The following is an 18,656-nucleotide window of genomic DNA, read 5'->3' on the forward strand; positions in this document are numbered from 1 at the left end:
GCGATGAGTCGGCCCACGACCAGCGGACAGGCCGTCCTGACCGTGTTCGTGTCCGTTGTGGACAACGCGGGTCGGGTCGACGCCGTCGCCAACCTGTGCGGTGTGCTGGTGGGCGCCGGTCGGCGGGTGCTGGTGCTGGACTGGTCGGACGAGCTGACCCCGGTGCGCGACTTCCTGCGGGTCTTCCACGTGGGTCGGCGCGCCTGCCCGGACGGTGTGTGGACCGCGGCGCAGGCCGTGACCGGATCGGTGGTCACCCGAACGCGGGAACAGCGGGAACTGGCGACCCACGTCATCCCCGGGCTGAGCGGGTTGGTCGAGGTGCTCTCGGTCGCCGACGGGCTGCCGCCGCTGCGCCACTCCGGCGTGGACGAGCGCGCGCTCACGGACCTGCGGGCCGCGATGACCGCCGCCGAGTACGACGACGTGCTGGTGGCCCTGCCCTCCGGTGGGCACACCGCGACCTTGCGCGCCGCGGGCGTGCTCGGTGACACCGTGGTGGTGTGCTTCGAGCCGCTGATCCCGACTCTGGGCGCCGCGGTCGACATCGTCGACGGCGTGCGCCGGGGTGCCCCGCTGCGGGTGGACATCGTGGTCGCGGCTACGCGGTTCCGCCTTGACGACGCTGAGCACCGCGTCAACGGGCTGCGCACTGCGATCCGCCAAGCGTTCGGCCCGGTGTTGCCGCCGCGCTCCCGGTTGACCGATCCGTACGTGGAGCTACCCGAGCTCTCTTACGTCACACCAGCGCCCTTGTTGGCCGTGGTCGCCGAGGACTCCGACGACTTGTGGTCCCGGTACGCGAAGCTCGCGACAATGGTCGACGCGGATAGAGGCATCGCACCGGAGCGGGTCAGCGCGTTGGTGCGCGACCGCTACCGCCGCGTCGCCGGCGTGGACGTAGGGGACGAACAACGGGTCGTAGTGACTGCGGACCCCGCGCTGCGCCCCTGGGTCGACTGGGTGGCCTCAGAGCTGGCCGAGGTCAACGTGCTGGTGTGCGCGGCAGACGCCGCTGACGCGGCAGATCTACCGCTGGTGCGCGTAGTGGCGGCGAACTCGCCCGCCGAGCACGCCGATGTGGTGCTACACCCGGTGTTCGTGCCGGGTGGGCGCGTCAGCGATTCCATGCTGAAGGCGGTGCGGGACCGCGTAGATGTCGTGCGCGAGCGCCTGTTCTCCGGCCTGGGCTACCCGACGCCCCCGCTGGCGGCTGACGCGTCGCCCAGGATCCCCGGGCTGCCGTCGCCGGTGTTCGGGCTACCGGAGTCGAGCACCAGGTTCGGACACCGCGACACCGAGCTGGGTCAGGTGCGGGCGGCGTTCGCGGGAGGTCCGGACGGGATCACCACGGTGGCGTTGACCGGCGAGCACGGGGTGGGCAAGTCCGAGCTGGCACTTGCCTACGCCCACCGCTACGCCTTCGCCTACGACGTGGTGTGGTGGCTCCCCGCGCAAGAGCGGCAGGCGACGCTGGTGCAGCTGGCGGAGCTGGCCTCGCTGCTGCGCGCGGAGCCGGAGCACTACGGCAGCCTCGCCGCGCTCGACCGGTTGGCGGGCAACCCGGACCTGCGGTTCCTGCTGGTCTACGACGGCGTCGGCGATGTCGCGGACCTGGTCGACGTGCTGCCCAAGGGCGGCCGGGGCCACGTGCTGATCACCGTTCCCGAGGTCGCCGAGGACCTGGTCGACGCCGCACTGCCGGTGTCCGGGCTCTCGACCGAGCACGCCGCGGTTCTGGTCAGGCAGGGCGCCGAGGGCCTCCCGGCGGGGATGGCCGAGGAGATCGCCGAAGAGCTGCGGAACTGGCCGCTGGCGCTGAACCTGGCCGCGAGCTGGCTCGCTGAGCGGGTCCGGGTGCTGACCGACGGCACCCGCGCGACGTACCTGGACGTGTACGAGGCCGCCGATGTCGCGGGCACCGACCTGCTGGACCGGCTACGCGCCGACACCACCGGGCCGACCGCGATCCACCGGATGGTCCGGCTGGCCTTGGCCACCGCCCGCGCGCACGGCGCCAAGGGCCAGACCACGGCTGCCCCCGTCGACGCGCGACTGGGTGCGGTCGCGGCGCTGGTGGCCGAGTACGGCGCGTTCCTCTCACCGCTGGGCGCGGCGTTGGACCTGGTGCGGTCGCTGCCGTGGCGGGCCGAGCTCGGCGCCGAGGTCGAGGCGCCGGAGCTGCTGGTGTTCCCACCGCTGATCGACCGGGCGCTGTGGCTCGGTGAGCGGTACGGGCTCTTCGAGGTCGACTGGGGCCGGGAGCGGGTGCGGGTGGGCGACGTGTTGCGCTCCACCATCGCCGAGCTGATCGACCCGGCCAGCCACGCCGCGCGCCAAGTGGCGGTGCTGCGCGCGCTGTCCGGGTACGCCCCGTTCGAGGTGAGCGCGGCGCACCGCAAGCGGTTCGTGGAGCTGGGCACGCACATCGAGCCCTCCGGCGCGATGCTCAGCGACGACCCGGCGGTGCGGCGGTGGCTGGTCAACCAGGCCAGGTTCTACTTCGCTTTCGGCGGGGTCGGTGTGCGTCGGGCGGCGTTGGCATCGGGGCTGCAGCTGTTCGAGGCGTGGACCGAGCGCTATGGCGAAGAGGACGAGCTTAGGCTGCGGCTGGGTACGCAGCTGGCGAACCTGCGGCGTGAGCTAGGCGACCGCGAGGGAGCGTTGGCCATGGACGAAGCCGTAGTGCTGGTGCAGAAGCGGGTGCACGGCGTCGCTGACCCACGCACCCTCGCCACCGCCCGCGACCGGGGCGGCAACCTGCGCGGACTAGGGCGCTTCGCTGACGCTCTCGTGCAGGACTCGCTCACCTGGCAGCGACACGTCGACGTGCTAGGGCCAGACCACCCGGAGACGCAGTGGGCGACCAACAACCTCGCTGTGTCGCAGTTCCTCGCCGGTGACCCGCGCACCGCACTGCACACGCAACGCACGCACCTAGAGCGGTTGATGCGCCTCTATGGCGACTACCACAAGGACACCGTGTGGGCGCTGGGCAAGGCGGGCATCTACGCGTCGCAGCTGGGCCTACCGGAAGCTGAGGCGTACCTGGAGGAGGCGGACCGGCAGGCCCGCCACTCGCACTGGACGGACCTGCAGCTGCGCGGCGGCATGGAATGGCACCTGGGTATCGCTAAGAGGGGCCGGGATCCCCGGTCAGCGCGCGCGGACATCAACAACGCGCTGCGACACCTGACCACCGTGCGCCGGGACACACACCCGGACCGGTTCGCGTGCATGCTGTCGCTGGCGGCGACGCAGCGGGTCTACGAGTGGGAGCCCGCGGAGACGGTCCGGTTGGCCAGGGCCGCGCTCACCGGACTGGTCGACACGATCGGGTTGAGCGGGGACCACCCGTTCGTCGGACTGGGCAGGCTGGGGTTGGGGCTGGCACTGCGCGCACGGGGCGTGGCCGAGGACGGGTTGACCGAGGTCCGCGCCGCGTACGAGGTGCTGCTGGACCGGCTGGGCGGGGCGCACCCGTGGACGTTGGCCGCGGCGGTGGACCTGGCGGCGGCGACCGCGTCGACCGGTGACCGGGCGGGCGCGGCCGGGATCGCGGCCACCGCGCTGGTCGACTGCGAGGAGTACCTCGACCTGGACCACCCGTACACCGCGGTGGCCGGGAACAACGCGCGGGTGGCCGAGGCGGGCACCGGGACCTGGAAGGTGATCGATGTCGACATCCCCCAGATCTGAGCTCGCGTGGCGGATCGAGACCGCGGACGACCGCGCGGATGTGCCGGTGGTCGTCTCCGAGCGCCTGCGCGCCGCCACGGCCGCCGCCCCCGGCCTCGACAGCGTCGGCTTCTTCGACCACGACGACTTCGTCTACGGGCTGAGCCGGGTGCCGGGCAGCGGCCGGTGGGACGCGCTGCTGCGCCTGGGGATCCGGCTGGCGGTGGCGTGGCGGTCGCTCGACCGCGACCTGCAGCCGATGCGCACCGGCAGGCTCATCCGCACGGTGCTCGACGCCGAAGGCGGCGCGGTCTTCTGCGAGACCGTTCGCCCCGGTCGGCACGTGATCGGGTCGGTCACCGCGAGCGCCACCCCGCTCGAACGCGAACGCGCCGACGCCGTGCTGGCCGGGGTCGTCAACGACCTGCGCCTGGACGAGAACCTCCCGCCGCAGAACCCCGGCTCCTACGACGACGAGGGCACCCCGGTCGCCGAAGACCCCACCCCCCTGCACACCACCGGCGACGAAGCGGCCCTGGCGACCCTCGCCCCCGCCATCCGCCTCGACGGCCTGCACGCCCTGTCGTACTTCACCCGCACCGAAAAACTGGCCGAGGTCGACTGCTTCGACGCCGCGGAGTTGGCCGCCTTCCACGAGCTGGCCACCCCCACCCACCGCCGAGCCCTCTACGACACCCTCGGCCGAGGCCTGTCCACCCTGGCCAACCAACTCAACCAAGCCATCTCCCCAGCCCTGGGCGGCCGCCTCCAACGAATAATCCTCGACGTCCAATCCGGGGCCATCTACTACCGCCGCCTCCCCCGCCAGCACTACCTGGTCGGCATCACCCTCGACCAAACCCGCGTGCGGCGCGCAGACCACGAGATGGACGCGCTGGTGGCCCAACTCAGCTAGGACAAGGCACATCCTCCGGCCCGACCCCGATCGAGGCCCAGTCCGCCCGAGGCCCAACAGCCCGGCACAACCTGGCCACCACCCGCTCGACGTCGACATCCCACACCCCGACCCTGCCGTCGTCGGCCGCGGTGACCAACTTGCCGTCCGCGGTCCAGGCCAGGTCGGTGATTTGCTCGCTATGGCCGGGAAGAACGGCGAATAACTCGCCGGTTCGCACATCCCAAAGCCGGACGACATCCGCTCCAGTGGCAACGACGCGTTCGTCCGCTGTGATGGCGACAGCGGTGGGGATCAGGGGGTGGTCACCTACCTTGGCCTTCGTCCGTCGGGCGTCCAGATCCCAGATCGTGACCGCCCGGTCGGTGCCGATCGCGGCGGCGATCCGCCCGCTGCCCCCGATGGACAGCCTCCTGATCGGACCGGGCCCAAGGTCGAGGGTGAACTCGTCGTCGAGGCCCGGGATCCGCACAACCCGCAGAACGGAGTTCGTCGCGGGGTACTCCGGCAAGTACGCCTTGGTGACGACCGCCAACCGCTTCCCTGGCAGGGTCTCGACGGCGAGGACAGAACCGAGGAGGTCGAACTCCCGATTGGCCAAGCGCCGCCCGGTGGAGTCGATCAGGGTCAAGGCAGAGAAGCGGGACTGCGTGTCGTACGCGCTGGTCCCTATGCCGAGATCGTCGCCGTCCTCGGTGAACGCCATGGCGGAGATGATGGTGTTGTCCACCGTGATGTCGGTGCTCGTGCCGTCGCCAGCCATGCGGACCACGTTCGGTGCAATGCGCCTCGCGGAGAGTCCAGCCGCGCTGAGTGCGACTCGACCGGGCCCTTGGTACCGCTGGCTACGAAGGTGGGTGTGCGCTCGGACGTCCCAGAAGGCGACGGCGTTGGCCGCGTCACCAACGCTCAAGGCGTCGTCCACCACGTCAACGTGGACCTGCCCCGTAACGCTGAGCGGCAGCCAACCCCCATCTCGACCGACGATGTCGACCGAACCGTCCTCGTTGGCGAACGCGACGACATGCCCGTCAGCGGCGATCACCCCGCCCACCGCGGCCTCGCCGATCACCTCGGGTGTCCATTCGTGGGTGCGGGTGCTCCAGAACCGGATCGAACTGGGATGGCCGTTCGCCATCAGTTGGCCATCCGCGGTGAAGGCGATCCTGCCCCTCAGCGCCGACGACTGAGGGAGGGGGACGTCCTCGACAAGTCCGCCGGTTGAGGAGTTCCAGAAGCGGATCCCATGTGGCGTTCCGGTCACCACAGCCGCCCCGTCGGGACTCCAGGTGGCGTCCAGGAACACCTCCGGCACATCGGTTCGCCGCCAAGCCGGTGTTCCGTCAGTGGACATGACCGTCAACGAACTCTCGAACTGGTCGACCAACGCGACTCGGCGCCCATCAGGGCTGAACGAGATGTGCTCCGCCTGCCGCGCGGCCACCTCCCCGTCGGCTTCCCAGGTAGCGGTCCGCCAATACCGCAGGGAGAAGCCATGGGTCGGTTGAGGGGACACGGTCGCGAGGCGCCTACCGTCCGGCTGCCACGCCAGCGCGTAGGACGCCGGGAGGGATGCGGCTTGCCTGCCGCTGGGCAGCTCCCAGACCGCTGTCCCGCCGGGGTGTGCGGCCGCGAACCACCGCCCATCTGGCGAGAACTCGAAGTGCAGGTACAGGCCTTGGTAGAAGGAGAAGTTGATGGGAAGTGCGGTCCTGTCCGTGACGTCCCACACGAGGAGCTCGCGGTTGTCTCGGATGATGGCCAGGTACCGACCGTCGCCGCTCATCACCGTTGGTGTGAGTCCGGGTCCATCGATCGTACCGAGGTACCCGGACATCGCTGCCCCAAGAAGTGCTCCCCTGGCTTCGGGCGTTCGGGCGACGTCATAGGCACGCAGGGCGTACATGGCTGCTCGATCAGCTGGAACGCCAGAAGCCATCGCCTGAGCGCTGTACTGACGGGACAGGGCTTCACCACGACTAGTTCCTGCTCTGCGCCACTGAAGAACAGCAAGCGCGCCTGCGGCCAGACTAAGGACCAGAACGGCAGCGATTGCGGCATTGAGTCGGCGGAGCCTGCGGAGACGAAGGGCTTCGCGGTAGGTGTGGGCTTGATCAGCGGCCAATGACGCGGTGACGAAGCGTCGTTCAACAGGTCCAAGGGTGGCGAACCGGGTGGGGCTAGCGGCCAACCAGGCCTGGGTGAGGGTCAACTGGGCGCCGCGGTCGAGGCTGCCGGGGTCTTGGGAGAGGTCGAGCCAGGTTTGGGCTCGTTTGGCGAGCCGGTCGAGGAAGGGGGCGGATTCGGCGGCCTCTGCGAGCCAGGTGCGCAGGTGGGGCCAGGTGCGCAGCAGGGCGTCGTGGCTGATCTCGGCTTGGTCGTCGGTGATGGTGATCAGGCGGGCGGCGTGCAGTTCGGTGAGGACGGGGCCTGCGATGAGGTCGACGGGGACCCTGCGGCGGCGGTGGGCGCCTTCTTCGCCGAGGGTCACCAGGGACACCAGGACCGAGCGGACGTCGGGTTCCGGCAGGGACGCCAGGACGTGGTCGGCGGCTTCGACCAGGGCGCCGCGGACCCGGCCCGCCGCGTGGTAGTCGGCGAGGGTCATGGTGGTGCCGCGGTGGCGGTGCCAGGTGGCGTGCAGCGCGTAGCCGAGCAGCGGCAGCGAACCGGGGTGGTAGTGGGGGTCCGGGCCGAGGTCGCGCAGGTCCTCGATCATCAGGTCGGCCAGACCGTCGGCCAGGGTGACGCCCGCGGCGGCCGCGGGGGCCGTGATCGCGCGCCCGAGTTCCTGGTCGGTCATCCGGCCGACGGTGAAGGTGTTGTGGTGCAGGGAGAACACCGCGGCGCAGGCGGCGTAGGCGTCCGCGCGCAGGCCGACGACGACGAGGTGGTCCTCGGCCGCGTCCGCGACCGCGGCCAGGAATGCCGACCGTTCGGGGTCGTCCTCGAGCAACGCGTTCTCGAACTGGTCGACCACCAGCACGGACCTGTTGTCGGGCAACGCTTCCCGCAGTCCGGTCAACGGCGCGCCGCGCGGGGTGAACACCACCCGCGGCCACGACGCCGACCCGGGTACCAGCAGTTCGCCCCGCCCGATCGCGGGCACCAGCCCCGCCCGCAGCAGCGACGACTTCCCCACGCCCGACACCCCGACCACGAACAGCGGCTGCGTGCGCGGTTTCCCCAGTTCCGCCAGCAACCGCGCCAACGTCCGCTCCCGCCCGAAGAACACCGGCGCGTGGCGGTCGGTGAACGCGGCGAGCCCGGGGTAGGGCCCCTCGGCGCCCCAGTCGACGGCGGGCCGCGCGGCGCCCAGCCGCTGCCCCACACCCACCAGTTCGGCCAGGCCCCGGTCCCACTGCTCGGTCACCGCGGCGCTCATCCCCGCCGCGGCCGCGCCGACCTGCCCCAGCAGCCCCAGGAACTCGCGGCGCACCGGTTCGGTCAGGTCGCCCTCCGCGGCGATGGCCGCCTGGTTGAACCGGCTCCACAGCTCGGGATCGCGCCGGAACAGGCCGACCACCCACTCGGCGAGCCGCGTCCGGTCCTGCGGTGCCTGCGCCAGGTCCGAGGACAGCACGACGAGTTCGACCACCAACTGCTGGGCCTGCACGACGGGCCCGTGGACGGTGCTCCCGGTGATGTGGTTGCCGGGCTGCTCAGCGGTGGGCAACCGACTCGAGCACCGCTTCTCTGACCCGGAAGCTGAAGTCCGCCAACGCCCGTTCCGCGCGCTGGCGGACCGGCCCGGCCAGCAGTCCGGCTCGCACCAACTCGATGAGGGCGCCGCGGGCAGGCAGGGCGTCGGTGATGTTGTCGTAGGTGTCGCACATGCGGTCGAGCTGGTCGCGCGCCTCGGCGTCCACACGGGACGGATTGGCGGCGTACCAGTCGGCCAGCACGACGCGGAAGGTGTCGACGACTTGGCGCAGCAGCACAGCGGACCCGGTCGCGGCCACAATGGACGGTTCTCGCAGCCGGACGACGAGCGGGTCGGCGGTGGCGATCACGTCGCGCCCGAAGACCTCGGGGGCCACGTGGACGCGGGCCAGGTCGTCGAGCGCGGCAACGGCTTCGTCGAACAGGTCGGCCAACGCGGGCGGGAGCACGCCGTCGGCGACCCGAGCCGTCTCTCCTGTGTGGACTGTCGCGGCGATGTCGTCGACCCGGCGGGTGAGGGCGTCGGCCAGTTCTCGCTGGCTGGAAGCGATGCGGGCCAGCCAGGTGTCGAGCTGCCTGCGCACGCCGCCGAGGGAGTCGTCGTCGGCGCCGCGCGGCAGCCTGGTGCGGGCGGACTCCAGCACGGCGGTGAGGTCCTCGGTGAAGCTGTGCGGTCGCACCACCAGCGGATCCCGGTCGAGCACGTCGCGCACCCGGACCACGGCCAAGTCCGTGGGCACCCCGACGACGACCACGACGACCTCAGCCGCGGGGGCGAGCGCGCGCAGCGCGGTGATCCGCTCCAACAGCCTGGCCACCTCGGCGTCTTCGACCAGCGAGGGGGCGATCAGCAGGGCAACGCCGCTGTCGAACTCGGGGAAGGTGATCCAGAAGTCCGCGCGCGCCAACGGGTCCGCGTCGAGCATGTGGTCGCGGCGCGGGTTCCACCCCCGCCGCTCGGCCAGCCGCCAGACCTGGCCGAGGACGTCGTCGAGGTTGGGGGCGCCGAACTCGTCCGCCGCGGCGGCCTGCAGCATCGCCTCGTCGACGAGCACCTCGTGCCCAGCGGCGGCCGAGGCGTTGTCGGCGAGGCGGAACGCCTTGCGGCACAAGCGGATCACGTCACGGGCGTGACCACGGGTCAACCTGCCGATCGTGCGGATGGCAACCGGGGTGAACGGCCTGATGTCGTCGTAGCCCAGGACCTGGCGGTGCGACTGGAGCACGAACTCGGTGATCTCGGCGTCGGTGAGCCCGGCCAGGTCGACCCGCACCGGGATCCGCGCCCGCACCGCGGGGGTGAGCACCTCCCAGCTGTCGGGCAGTCCACACAGGACCAGGCAGGCGCCGGTGCGGGCGCTGACCGCGAGCAGGTCCTGGAACCGGGCCATCAGCGTGTCGTTGGGCCGGTGCCCGGTGGAGAAGATCTTGTCGAGCTCGTCGATCACCAGCACGAACCGGTTGCGCAGCCCGGAGAACAGCAGGGCGATGACCCGCAGCGCCTCCAGCGCGGCGAGTTCGTTGTCGATGCGGCGGGTGATGCCCCGGTCGACCAGGATCTCGTCCGGGTCGCCGCCGGTGAGCCAGCGCCAGACCGCCTCGTCGAAGCCCGAGCGCAGCAGCAGGGTCAGCACGGCGCTGAAGTCGTGCTCGCCGGTGACCCCGACCAGGGTCTCCTGCACCCGGCGCAGCAGCGCGCTCTCCAGCATGCCCAGTTCGCGGATGACCCGCTGCGGGGTGACCTGGCCCGCGGTCAGCGCGCGCAGGGCGTCGCCGGACAGGCCGGTCTCCTGCAGCGCGGCGGCGACCACGTCGGCGTAGTAGTCGCGGACCTGGGTGACCAGGGCGTCCGGTCCGACCTCGCGCATGAACCGCAGGTAGAGCGACAGGAAGTCCTCGGCGTTGGCGTCGAGGTAGATGGCCTTGGTCGGGCCGCCGAGCACGGTGCGGGCGTGGCGGACCAGGCGGACCGCGAGGTGGGTCTTGCCCATGCCGTAGTCGCCGAGCAGCGCCACGACCACCCCGGCGGAGGCCGGGTCGACGTCGGCGTCGAGGTACTCGTCGAGCATCCGGTAGGCGCGGCGCATGGCGTCGGTGACCACGGTGACGTCGGCGGTGGCGGCGTCACCGCCCACGACCGAGGTGGTGGCGACCGCCATCGCGTTGTACGGGTTGCGCCTGCGCTCCCGCCTCGGGGTCGGATCGACGCCGCTCATGACTGGATTCCTCTGGTGTATCGATTCAGATCCTCGACGGTCACCGCGTACGACTCACTGTAGTTCACGGCCTCACCGCGCAACATCTCGAACGTGCGCAGCAGGGTGCGCTGCAGCGTCTTCACCGACCCGGTGGTCACCAGCTCGGTCACCGTGGCGTCGGTGAGCCCCGGGTAGCGCCCGGCGCCGCGGTGGCGGTCGAGCCGGTCGGCGACGAACCGCAGCACGTCGGGGCGGGTGAGGGTGCGCAGCCGCAGCACGGTCGGCGGCCTGGTGTCCTCCAGGTCCAGCTCGATCTTGCGCACCTGGGCGTCGGTGAGCAGGGCGGACTCGGCCAGGTAGAGCACCCGGGGGCTGAGCATGCCGCTGGCGTAGAGCAGCACCTCGCGGACCAGGTCCAGGTGGTCGGGCAGCAGCACGATCAGCGCGAGGCTCGGGTCGAGCAGGGAGTCGAGCTCGGGCAGGATCTGGTCCGGGTCCTCGGAGTCCAACTCGGGGGCGGCCGGGTCGACCAGCGCCTTCTCGTCGCGCAGCGCCCTGACCAGCCGCTGGCAGGCCCACCCGATGCGGGTGGCCACACTGGAGGACTCCAGGGCCAGGGCGTGTTTGCGCAGGTCGACGATGACCACGCGGGCGTCGAGCGCCTCCCGCAGCGCCTCGCGCGCCCAGTGCGCGCAGCGGTTGACCAGGGCGGTCTTGCCGCAGCCGGACTCACCGAAGGCCAGCACGTACCCGCCGGTGGTCACGATGTCCTCGACCACGTCCGGTGAGCCCACCAGCCGCTGGTAGGCCCTGGCACTGCCGCAGACGTCCACGTAGTGGTCGTCGTGATCGGGGTGGTCGATGGGACGCAGCGTGAGCATGGCCTTGCTCACCCGCCGCTGAGGCGGCACGAACGGGTTGAACGCGGGCCGGTCGGTCATGGCCGCACCCGCTCCTCTCGCCTTGCGCCGGTGGTCACGCCGGGGGTGGCCGATGCTACCGAGCGCAGCCACCCCACGTCCGCCGAACGGCGCGGACCCACCCTTTCCGGCACCGCGCCACGGGCCGGGTCGGCATGCCGGACGCCTCCTTTGTGGACGGTCTGGCGGTGCGCGCAACCCCTGTTCACCTGGTGGGCCTCCTGGACGGGCCGTGTGGCCGCGTGGTTGAACAGCGGGACCGACGGAACGGAGTGGTGATGCGATATCGACTGGCGGGGCTGGCGGCGGCCGTGGCGGCGGGCGCCCTGGTGTCCCCGGTGCAGGCCCAGGCGAGCCGGGTGGACCTCGCGCTGGAGTGGTACGACGTGACGGCGCGGGTGGTCGCGGCGGCGCCCGCGCCGACGCAGGTGACCAACAACCGGACGTGGGCGATCGGGTGGCTGGCCGCGGCCAGGGCGCTGCGGCACGGGCACGACCGCCCGTTCGCCGAGGCGGCGGTGGCGACGGCGCTGCACGACGCGCTGGTCGACCTGGTGCCGGGCCAGTCGGCGGAGATCGATCGGGCGCTGGCCACCACCCTGGCCAGGATCCCGGACGGGGCCGGGAAGTCCCGCGGCGCGCGGGAGGGTGCCGCGCAGGCGCTCCGGGTCCTGGCCGAGCGCGCGGGTGACGGCCTCGACCCGGCGTCGGTGAACGCGCCGTTCGCGGTGCCGCCCGCCGCGCCCGGGGTGTGGCAGCCGACGCCGCCCGCATACGCCCCGGCCGCCCAGTACGGGAACCGCTCGGCCAAGCCGTTCGCGCTGCGCCGGGCCGACCAGTTCCGGCCCGCGCCGCCGCCCGCGTTGGATTCCGCGCGCTACCAGCGCGATCTCGCCGAGGCGCGGGACTACGGGTCGAGCACCAGCACTGTGCGCACCGACGCGCAGACGACAGTGGCCTCCTTCTGGTACCAGGGTTCGCAAACCGCTTACGTCACGCCACTGCGGGTCGCGCTGGCCGGGTCGCGGGGTTCGCTGGCCGACCGGGTGGCGCTGGTCGCCGTGTTCAACGTCGCGGCGGTGGACACCCAGATCGCCACGTCCGACGCGAAGTACGCCTACCAGCTCTGGCGCCCGGTCACCGCGTTGCGGGCGAACGGCCTGCCGGACTGGACCCCATTGCACGCGACGCCCGCGCACCCGGACTACCCGAGCGGGCACGGCACGTACGCCGGGGTGGCCGAGCAGGTGCTGACCGCACTGGTCGGACCGCGCGCCTCGAAGCCGTTCGAGCTGACGAGCCCGACGGCACCGGGGGTGGTGTTCCGGTACCAGGCGTGGCGGGAGTTGAGCCGCGACAACGTGAACGCGCGGGTGTGGTCGGGCATCCACACCCGGGTGGCCGACGAGGTGGGTGTCGAGTTGGGCCGCGACGTCGGCCGCCACACCGTGGGGGCGGTCGACCGGCTGCTCCGCTGAGCGGCGGTCCGGTGCTGCGATAAGCCGAATGGGGTGCGCCGTTTCCCCGTGCCCACCCAGAACCGCCGGGACAATTGCGTCGTTCGGGTGAACTTCGGCGGTTGCACCGGAGGCCGTGGCGGCCACGCGCTTGTCTTTGTCCAGAAAACGCCCAGCGGGACTGGACCACCGCCGGGCCAGGACATCCGCGTGGCCGCGCACCGGCGGCGGTGAACTGGGGAATCGGCCGCCGCCCAGGTGGACCAATCCGGGTCTCGGGGGCCAGGTGTCGATCAAGGAAGCCGAGATCTCACCGTTTGTGGATATCAGTCCGTGTCTTGGAGGCTTCCCGGCCATGGAGACGACGCGGTCTTCCCCGGTGAGGTCTTCCCCCGCGGGTATGTGGATCCCGGTGCGCGACGGGCGGGACACCGTGCCGGTGCGGCTGGCGGCCGAGGGGGCGTTCCTGCCCAAGCCGCTGCCGTCGGACGTGCTGCTGTCCTCGCGCACGCACCGGGGTCTGGCCGACGCCCAGGAAGCGTTGGGGCGCTTGGACGAGGCGACGGTCCGGCTGCTCGACCCGTCGGCGTTGGTGCGCGCCACCCAGGTCCGCGAGGTGCAGCGGTCGGCCCGGTTGGACGGGATCAGCACGGCGCTGCTGGAGGTCCTGGTGTCGCAACTGCCGGGGGTGCGGCCGGATACCGCGGTCGAACCGGCCATCACCAGCTACTTGCGCGCCGGGGACACGGGCTTCGCGGCCGTGCGCGCGGGCGTGACCGACCACGTCGCCCTGATGTCAGCCGTGGCGGGCGCGTTCGGCGGCAGTGAGAGCGGGATCTGGCGTACCCACCACACGTGGCTCGGCGGCAGCGACCCGTTCCTGCTGGCCAGCCCGCCGGGTGCGGCCAGCAGGGCGGCGTTCGAGCAGTTCGCGGCGTGGTCGGGGGGCGAGACCGAGGTCCCGGTGCTGGCCAAGGTCGCCCTAGGCCACTTCTTCCACGAGGTCGTCCGCCCGTTCCGGCACGGCAACGGCCACATCGCCCGGCTCTACGTGGGCCTGGAGTTGGCCCGCTCCGGGGTGCTGCGCGGGCAGGTGCTGCCGCTGTCCACCTGGATCGACCGCAACCTGGGCGAGTACCGCGCCCGGGTGCGCCTGCTGGCCGACGAGGGCGACTACGAGCAGTGGATCTCCTTCTTCGCCAACGGCATCCGCGCGGTGTCGCGGGAGGAGCTGTCGTTGATCACCAAGCTGGAGGCCGCGCACGAGGCCCTGCACCACCGGCTCTCCGGCAGGCGCACCGGCAACATCCGCAAGGTCCTGACCAGCCTCATCGCCACCCCCGTCACCAACCACCGCCAGATAGCCGAACTCCACGGCATCACCACCAAGAACGCCGGAGACGTCTGCGCCCGCCTAGTAGACGCCGGAGTCCTCCACCGCCTCGACGACAAGCCCTACGCCAAGGCCTACTACGCCCCAGACCTGCTGCGGCTGCTCAGCCTGACCGATCCGCTCCCCCACCGCCCGTAGCGCGAGGATGGGCGGGATAGGTGTTCGAGGGGCAAGGGATCTGACTCGGCGGGTGGGGGTGGAAGGGTCGAGGATGACGGCTGGCGCGAAGTGGCGCGACGACGCCGGATGGTTCTGCGTCGCACCGCTTCTCCCTCGAACACCACGTGGATCAACGGCGGCGTTGGCGGCGTTCGAGGGCGAGGGACTTGGCTCGGCGGGTGGGGGTGAAGGGGTCGGGGATGACGCCCGCGGCGGGCGGGGTGTGGGCCGCTTCCCCAGCCGCCGCTGGGGTGGGAACGGCGCTCGGCTGGGGCCGCGGCGGCGTTCGGCCGAGACCCTGGCGGGAAGCAGTGGCGACGGACGCTGGTGGCCACCATGGTGTGGCCGGGATCCGCAGCCGCCGCGGTGGCAGCGGCGAGAAGGCCAACTCTCCCGACATGGAACGCCGCCACTCCTTCACTCGCCGCCGCTGGTCCGCCGCCTCGGCAGCCAGGGGTGCGTCGTCGCCGTTTCCCGCGCCCCGACTACCCCACCGCCCGTAGCGCGGTGGGGCGAGCTCGGATCAGCGGCGGCGTTGGCGGCGTTCGAGGGCGAGGGACTTGGCTCGGCGGGTGGGGGTGAAGGGGTCGGGGATGGCGCCTGCGGCCACCAGGGTGCGGACCGCGTCCGCGGCCGCCGCCGGGGTGATGTCCAGGGCGAAGTGGCCTTCCTGCGGGGTGAGCAGATCGTCGCCGCCCCAGCGGATCGCGGCTGAGCAGTCGGTGAGGATGTCTCGGATGGTGGCGATCTCGTGGGGGTAGAGGTTGCCGGTGGAGGAGAGGGGGAGGCGGGTGGGCAGCAGCGAGATCGCGGTTCCGGAGAGATGGTTGGACTGCAGCGCGCCAACTCGGCGGTCGGTGGTGTGGCCGAGGATGTCGCCCGCCGCCAAAGGGGTTATCTCGTAGTGGAAGCGGCGTGCGACGTGGGCGAGGAGGATGGCGGCCGGGCCTGCCAGGGCCGTCATGGTCGCGGTGGAGCCTTCGACGCGGACCTCGGTCATGCCGCGGGTGCGGATGGGCCAGCCGTTGGCGGAGGTGCGGCCGCGCCATTCGGTCGGCGCGGCGGCGGCTTCGGTGGCGCCGACCGAGAGTGTCAGCGCGACACCGCCCACCCCCGCGAGGAAACCCCGTCGTCCCAGTGTGGTCATGTCTGGACCCCTCCCAGAGTTCGTGCGCGGACCGCCATCCCCAGGCAGGCGGTGGCCGCGAGTGCGAGCCCGGCCATGGCCGGGTTGACGTAGCCGGGGACCAGGTCGATCCCGGCGGCGCATTGCCTGCTCAGGGGCAGCAGGGTCGACCCGCCGACGCGGGCGTCCCAGGCGATCCCGTACACCAGCGCGCAGGTCTCGCTGATGTCCGGTGTGTACATGTGCGCCGCGCCCCACCCGTACGTCGCGACCGCAGACAAGGCCGCCACGACACCCACGACGGCCCACGGGCGAACCGCGCGCGGCAGCCGCCTACTTGCTTTGTGTACCAACAAGATGACGGCAGCCAACACCGCGATAACCAAGCCCACCATCAACTCAGCCGCAACCCGCGGGCGTTCTCCTGCCCTACCAAGCCGAGCAACGTGTCGGCGTAGCCCTGCAGGAACGGGTCGAGCTTGCTGTCGGGCATGTGCCCCGGCAGCAGCGCGTCCCACCCGCCGGTCGTCTTGATGGCCGCCGTGCGCAGGGCCGCCAGTTCGGTGTCGCCCGCGCTGCCCAACAGGTTCCGCGCGGTGGCGACCACGTGGTCGGCGCGACCGCCGTGGCGCAGGTCGACGAACCGGCGGAATCGCGACACGTGGCCGGTGGTCAGGTGTTCCCGCACAGCGGCGTTGATCGGCGTCCCGGCCAGCACGGCCGCCGCGACCAGGTACCCGTCGACGTCCTCGACCAGGTCGGCGAACGGGAACGACGAGCTGACGTTGATCTTCGCGAGCCGGTCGGCGCAGAAGGCGTACCCCGAGGCGTAGGCGGTCCCGTTGGCCCGCCACTCGCCGTAGAACGTGGCCAGGTCACCGCCCCAGCCGCCGAAGTCGCCGCGGTCGGCGGTGGTGCCGGAGCCGGTTCCGCGCAGCAGCACAGCATTGGCCGTCGCGCCGAAGTGCTCGACCCCGATCTCCACGCCGTAGCAGGGATCGAGGTAGCGGGTCACCTTGGTCAGGCCCGCCCGTTCGGCGTAGGCGATCCAGTCGCGGTCGACGTCGCCGATGAGGTTCTGCCAGCCGGAGTAGAGGTCGACGTAGGTCGGGTAGCGCAGGTACTCGGCGACCAGCCGGTTCGGGTCACCCTTGCCGTAGCGCTGGGCGGTCGCGTACAGGTCGTCGACGTACCGCAGGTAAACGTCCACAGGGGACTGTTGGCCGCCGACGCCCTCCGGTCCGACACCGGGGTCGCCGCCGTCGCGGCACACCACGCGGTCGAGGTCGAAGCGGTCGGCCCCGGAGGTGAACGAGAACTCCTTGATCTGGTTGAACGACCAGTTCGTCGGCAGCGGGAACCCCAGGTTCCCCGAGAACCCCCACGACATCCCGGAGACGAAGGAGAACCGGGCGTAAGCCTCGTCGGTCACCCGCGAGCACACGTTGCGCGACCCGTACACGCCCGCCAGGTAACGCTTGCCCTGGTTGGCCAGACCCGCTTGCACACCGCGGAAGTAGGGCAGGATGTTGCTGTCGATCTGCTCGTCGGTCGCGTCGTAGTCGACGGCGAAGTAGATCACCGCGCCCCGGTTGAACCCGTAGCCGACCGCCCGCGCGTGGGCGCGCAACGCGTGCTGGTAGCCCTGCTCGTAGGTGAAGTCCGGGAGTTCACGGGCGTTGTACTGCGAGATCGGGAACATGCGCAGGCCGCCCGCGAAGATCGCCTCCAGCTCGCCCGGCTGCAACTCCTTGTCCAGCGTGCTGTTGACGTCCTCGTCGAGGTAGCGCCCGACGATGGTGTACCCGGCCGCGCGCAACGCCTGCGCGCGGGTGATCGAGATGTGGAACCTCGTGTCGCACCCAGTCACGGGCCGATCGGGGTCACCGCTGGAGACCAGCAGCTGCGACCAGGTCTGGTAGTCGCCGTATCCGGTGGTCGAAAGCGCGGAGAACCGTTGGAAGAACTCGACGAACTGCTTGAGCGCACTGTCGAAAGTGGACTTGAACGCGGTGCGGACCGGAATGGTGTTGTTACCGGGGATGGTGTCGTCCGGCACCGGGCCGTTGAACACGCACGCGGCGCTGAACAGCTGCACGAACACCCCGGACTGCCCCAGTGACACCGGGTGCGCGCGCAACCCGCTCTGCGTCGCCGGACCGAAGTTGCCGGTGACCTGGTCCTCCGGGATGCCGAACTCGTACTGCAGCGCCTTCATCAGCGCCTTCTGCACGTCCCGCGAGAAGTGCCCGTCGCACGGGGTGGCGAAGAAGGTGGACCTGCCCAGGTACCGGCCGTTGAGCCACTGCTGGATCACCCGGACCTGCTCGTCACCACCGGAGAGCAGCACGTAGGCGTCCATGGTCAACAACGCCTTGAACACCTTCGGCGGCAGGGTCCCGTCCCCGCCGACCCCCAGGTCCGCCTTGAGCTGGGCGACCGCAGTGAGCGTCGCCTGGCTGTAGACGCCATTGGTGGTGCCGCCCCAATAACCCTTGCAGTACAACGCGTGCTGCACGATCCGGACGACGTTGGCGTTGGCGTAACCGGGACCGACGTTGCCGCGCTGGGCCAGCAGCGACAACGTGGTGGGGCCGAAGCTGTCCGACAGAGAGGTGATGCCCAGTTCCCGTTGCAGAGCGCGGGTGAGCGAGAACATCGTGCTCCACGCGGTCTTGCCGTCCTCCGGGCAGCGCACGTAGCCGGGCACGGCGCCGTAGGTCGCGTTGACCCAACGTTGCGCTTCCAGCACTTTGACATCGGCCATGGTCCGCCCCCAGCACTTCCCGTGTCGCCCCCAGCGGGCGAATCGGAGGATAGGCGGAAGATCAACGGAGGGAGGGGGTGCGCACAGAGACTCCGCACACCCACACCATTCCTCCACAATCCGGTGGCTTCGGGGTCGGCTCGCCTTCGGCATTGCGCTGGATCGTGGTGGCGTGGGTGTGCTCGATGGGGCGAACTTGGTTTGCGCGGGGCCCCTGCGCTACCCGTGGCAGGACCGCAAAGCTGGGGCCGAAAAGCATGGCCCTGCAGCGCACAACGCTACGGGCACCGCCACCCCACACAAACCAAGTCCGCCCCATCGAGCATTTCGGGTGGGCAGCTTCCGAGTGTCCAGTGGTCGGCAATGCTGTCGGAGTCGG

10 protein-coding genes are annotated in these 18,656 nt (G+C 71.2%); 4 read left to right on the forward strand and 6 right to left on the reverse strand.

Features of this window, described 5'->3' with window-relative positions:
- The first annotated feature begins 3 nt into the window (after positions 1 to 3).
- The gene (fxsT, locus tag JOD54_RS31440; RefSeq protein WP_204455557.1) at positions 4 to 3,699 is read left to right on the forward strand and encodes an FxSxx-COOH system tetratricopeptide repeat protein; all 3,696 of its coding nucleotides are present in this window, start codon (positions 4 to 6) and stop codon (positions 3,697 to 3,699) included.
- Positions 3,677 to 4,594 carry a hypothetical protein gene (locus JOD54_RS31445; RefSeq protein WP_204455558.1) on the forward strand — a complete coding sequence of 306 codons (918 nt, stop codon included), beginning with the start codon at positions 3,677 to 3,679 and terminating at the stop codon, positions 4,592 to 4,594. The genes fxsT and JOD54_RS31445 overlap by 23 nt, the downstream gene beginning before the upstream one ends.
- Here JOD54_RS31445 and JOD54_RS31450 read toward each other — a convergent pair.
- Genes JOD54_RS31450 through JOD54_RS31460 form a run of 3 tightly spaced genes read right to left on the reverse strand, consistent with a single transcriptional unit; the run spans position 4,587 to position 11,396 of the window.
- Complete coding sequence (locus JOD54_RS31450) at positions 4,587 to 8,270, reverse strand: NACHT and WD repeat domain-containing protein (RefSeq protein WP_204455559.1); 3,684 nt, start codon at positions 8,268 to 8,270, stop codon at positions 4,587 to 4,589. The genes JOD54_RS31445 and JOD54_RS31450 overlap by 8 nt on opposite strands.
- Positions 8,257 to 10,473 (reverse strand): hypothetical protein, encoded by a 2,217-nt coding sequence (locus JOD54_RS31455; protein ID WP_204455560.1) that lies wholly within the window; start codon positions 10,471 to 10,473, stop codon positions 8,257 to 8,259. The genes JOD54_RS31450 and JOD54_RS31455 overlap by 14 nt, the downstream gene beginning before the upstream one ends.
- Positions 10,470 to 11,396, reverse strand: coding sequence for a hypothetical protein (locus tag JOD54_RS31460; protein WP_204455561.1), 927 nt, complete (start codon positions 11,394 to 11,396; stop codon positions 10,470 to 10,472). Before JOD54_RS31460 ends, JOD54_RS31455 begins: the two co-directional genes overlap by 4 nt.
- A 257-nt stretch (positions 11,397 to 11,653) precedes the next feature.
- Here JOD54_RS31460 and JOD54_RS31465 point away from each other — a divergent pair, with 257 nt between their 5' ends.
- Together JOD54_RS31465 and JOD54_RS31470 are read left to right on the forward strand one after the other, a co-directional pair.
- On the forward strand, positions 11,654 to 12,853 hold the full coding sequence (locus JOD54_RS31465; RefSeq protein WP_239573571.1) for a vanadium-dependent haloperoxidase: 1,200 nt from the start codon (positions 11,654 to 11,656) through the stop codon (positions 12,851 to 12,853).
- Positions 12,854 to 13,211: 358 nt separating this feature from the next.
- Positions 13,212 to 14,363: a Fic family protein gene (locus tag JOD54_RS31470; protein ID WP_204455562.1), complete on the forward strand. Its 1,152-nt coding sequence runs from the start codon at positions 13,212 to 13,214 to the stop codon at positions 14,361 to 14,363.
- A gap of 544 nt (positions 14,364 to 14,907) precedes the next feature.
- Here JOD54_RS31470 and JOD54_RS31475 read toward each other — a convergent pair.
- Genes JOD54_RS31475 through JOD54_RS31485 form a run of 3 tightly spaced genes read right to left on the reverse strand, consistent with a single transcriptional unit; the run spans position 14,908 to position 18,277 of the window.
- Positions 14,908 to 15,531: a hypothetical protein gene (locus JOD54_RS31475; protein WP_204455563.1), complete on the reverse strand. Its 624-nt coding sequence runs from the start codon at positions 15,529 to 15,531 to the stop codon at positions 14,908 to 14,910.
- Positions 15,528 to 15,905 carry a hypothetical protein gene (locus tag JOD54_RS31480; protein WP_204455564.1) on the reverse strand — a complete coding sequence of 126 codons (378 nt, stop codon included), beginning with the start codon at positions 15,903 to 15,905 and terminating at the stop codon, positions 15,528 to 15,530. Before JOD54_RS31480 ends, JOD54_RS31475 begins: the two co-directional genes overlap by 4 nt.
- The gene (locus tag JOD54_RS31485) at positions 15,905 to 18,277 is read right to left on the reverse strand and encodes a glycoside hydrolase domain-containing protein (RefSeq protein WP_204455565.1); all 2,373 of its coding nucleotides are present in this window, start codon (positions 18,275 to 18,277) and stop codon (positions 15,905 to 15,907) included. Before JOD54_RS31485 ends, JOD54_RS31480 begins: the two co-directional genes overlap by 1 nt.
- Positions 18,278 to 18,656 lie beyond the last annotated feature (379 nt).

Origin of the sequence: Actinokineospora baliensis (assembly GCF_016907695.1) — a bacterium.
Lineage (GTDB): Bacteria > Actinomycetota > Actinomycetes > Mycobacteriales > Pseudonocardiaceae > Actinokineospora > Actinokineospora baliensis.

Excerpts from the sequence above, each read along its gene's own strand:
- fxsT (WP_204455557.1), top strand. The coding sequence starts at position 4 with ATGAGTCGGCCCACGACCAGCGGACAGGCCGTCCTGACCGTGTTCGTG.
- JOD54_RS31445 (WP_204455558.1), top strand. The coding sequence starts at position 3,677 with ATGTCGACATCCCCCAGATCTGAGCTCGCGTGGCGGATCGAGACCGCG.
- JOD54_RS31455 (WP_204455560.1), bottom strand. The coding sequence starts at position 10,473 with ATGAGCGGCGTCGATCCGACCCCGAGGCGGGAGCGCAGGCGCAACCCG.
- JOD54_RS31460 (WP_204455561.1), bottom strand. The coding sequence starts at position 11,396 with ATGACCGACCGGCCCGCGTTCAACCCGTTCGTGCCGCCTCAGCGGCGG.
- JOD54_RS31465 (WP_239573571.1), top strand. The coding sequence starts at position 11,654 with ATGCGATATCGACTGGCGGGGCTGGCGGCGGCCGTGGCGGCGGGCGCC.
- JOD54_RS31475 (WP_204455563.1), bottom strand. The coding sequence starts at position 15,531 with ATGACCACACTGGGACGACGGGGTTTCCTCGCGGGGGTGGGCGGTGTC.
- JOD54_RS31480 (WP_204455564.1), bottom strand. The coding sequence starts at position 15,905 with ATGGTGGGCTTGGTTATCGCGGTGTTGGCTGCCGTCATCTTGTTGGTA.
- JOD54_RS31485 (WP_204455565.1), bottom strand. The coding sequence starts at position 18,277 with ATGGCCGATGTCAAAGTGCTGGAAGCGCAACGTTGGGTCAACGCGACC.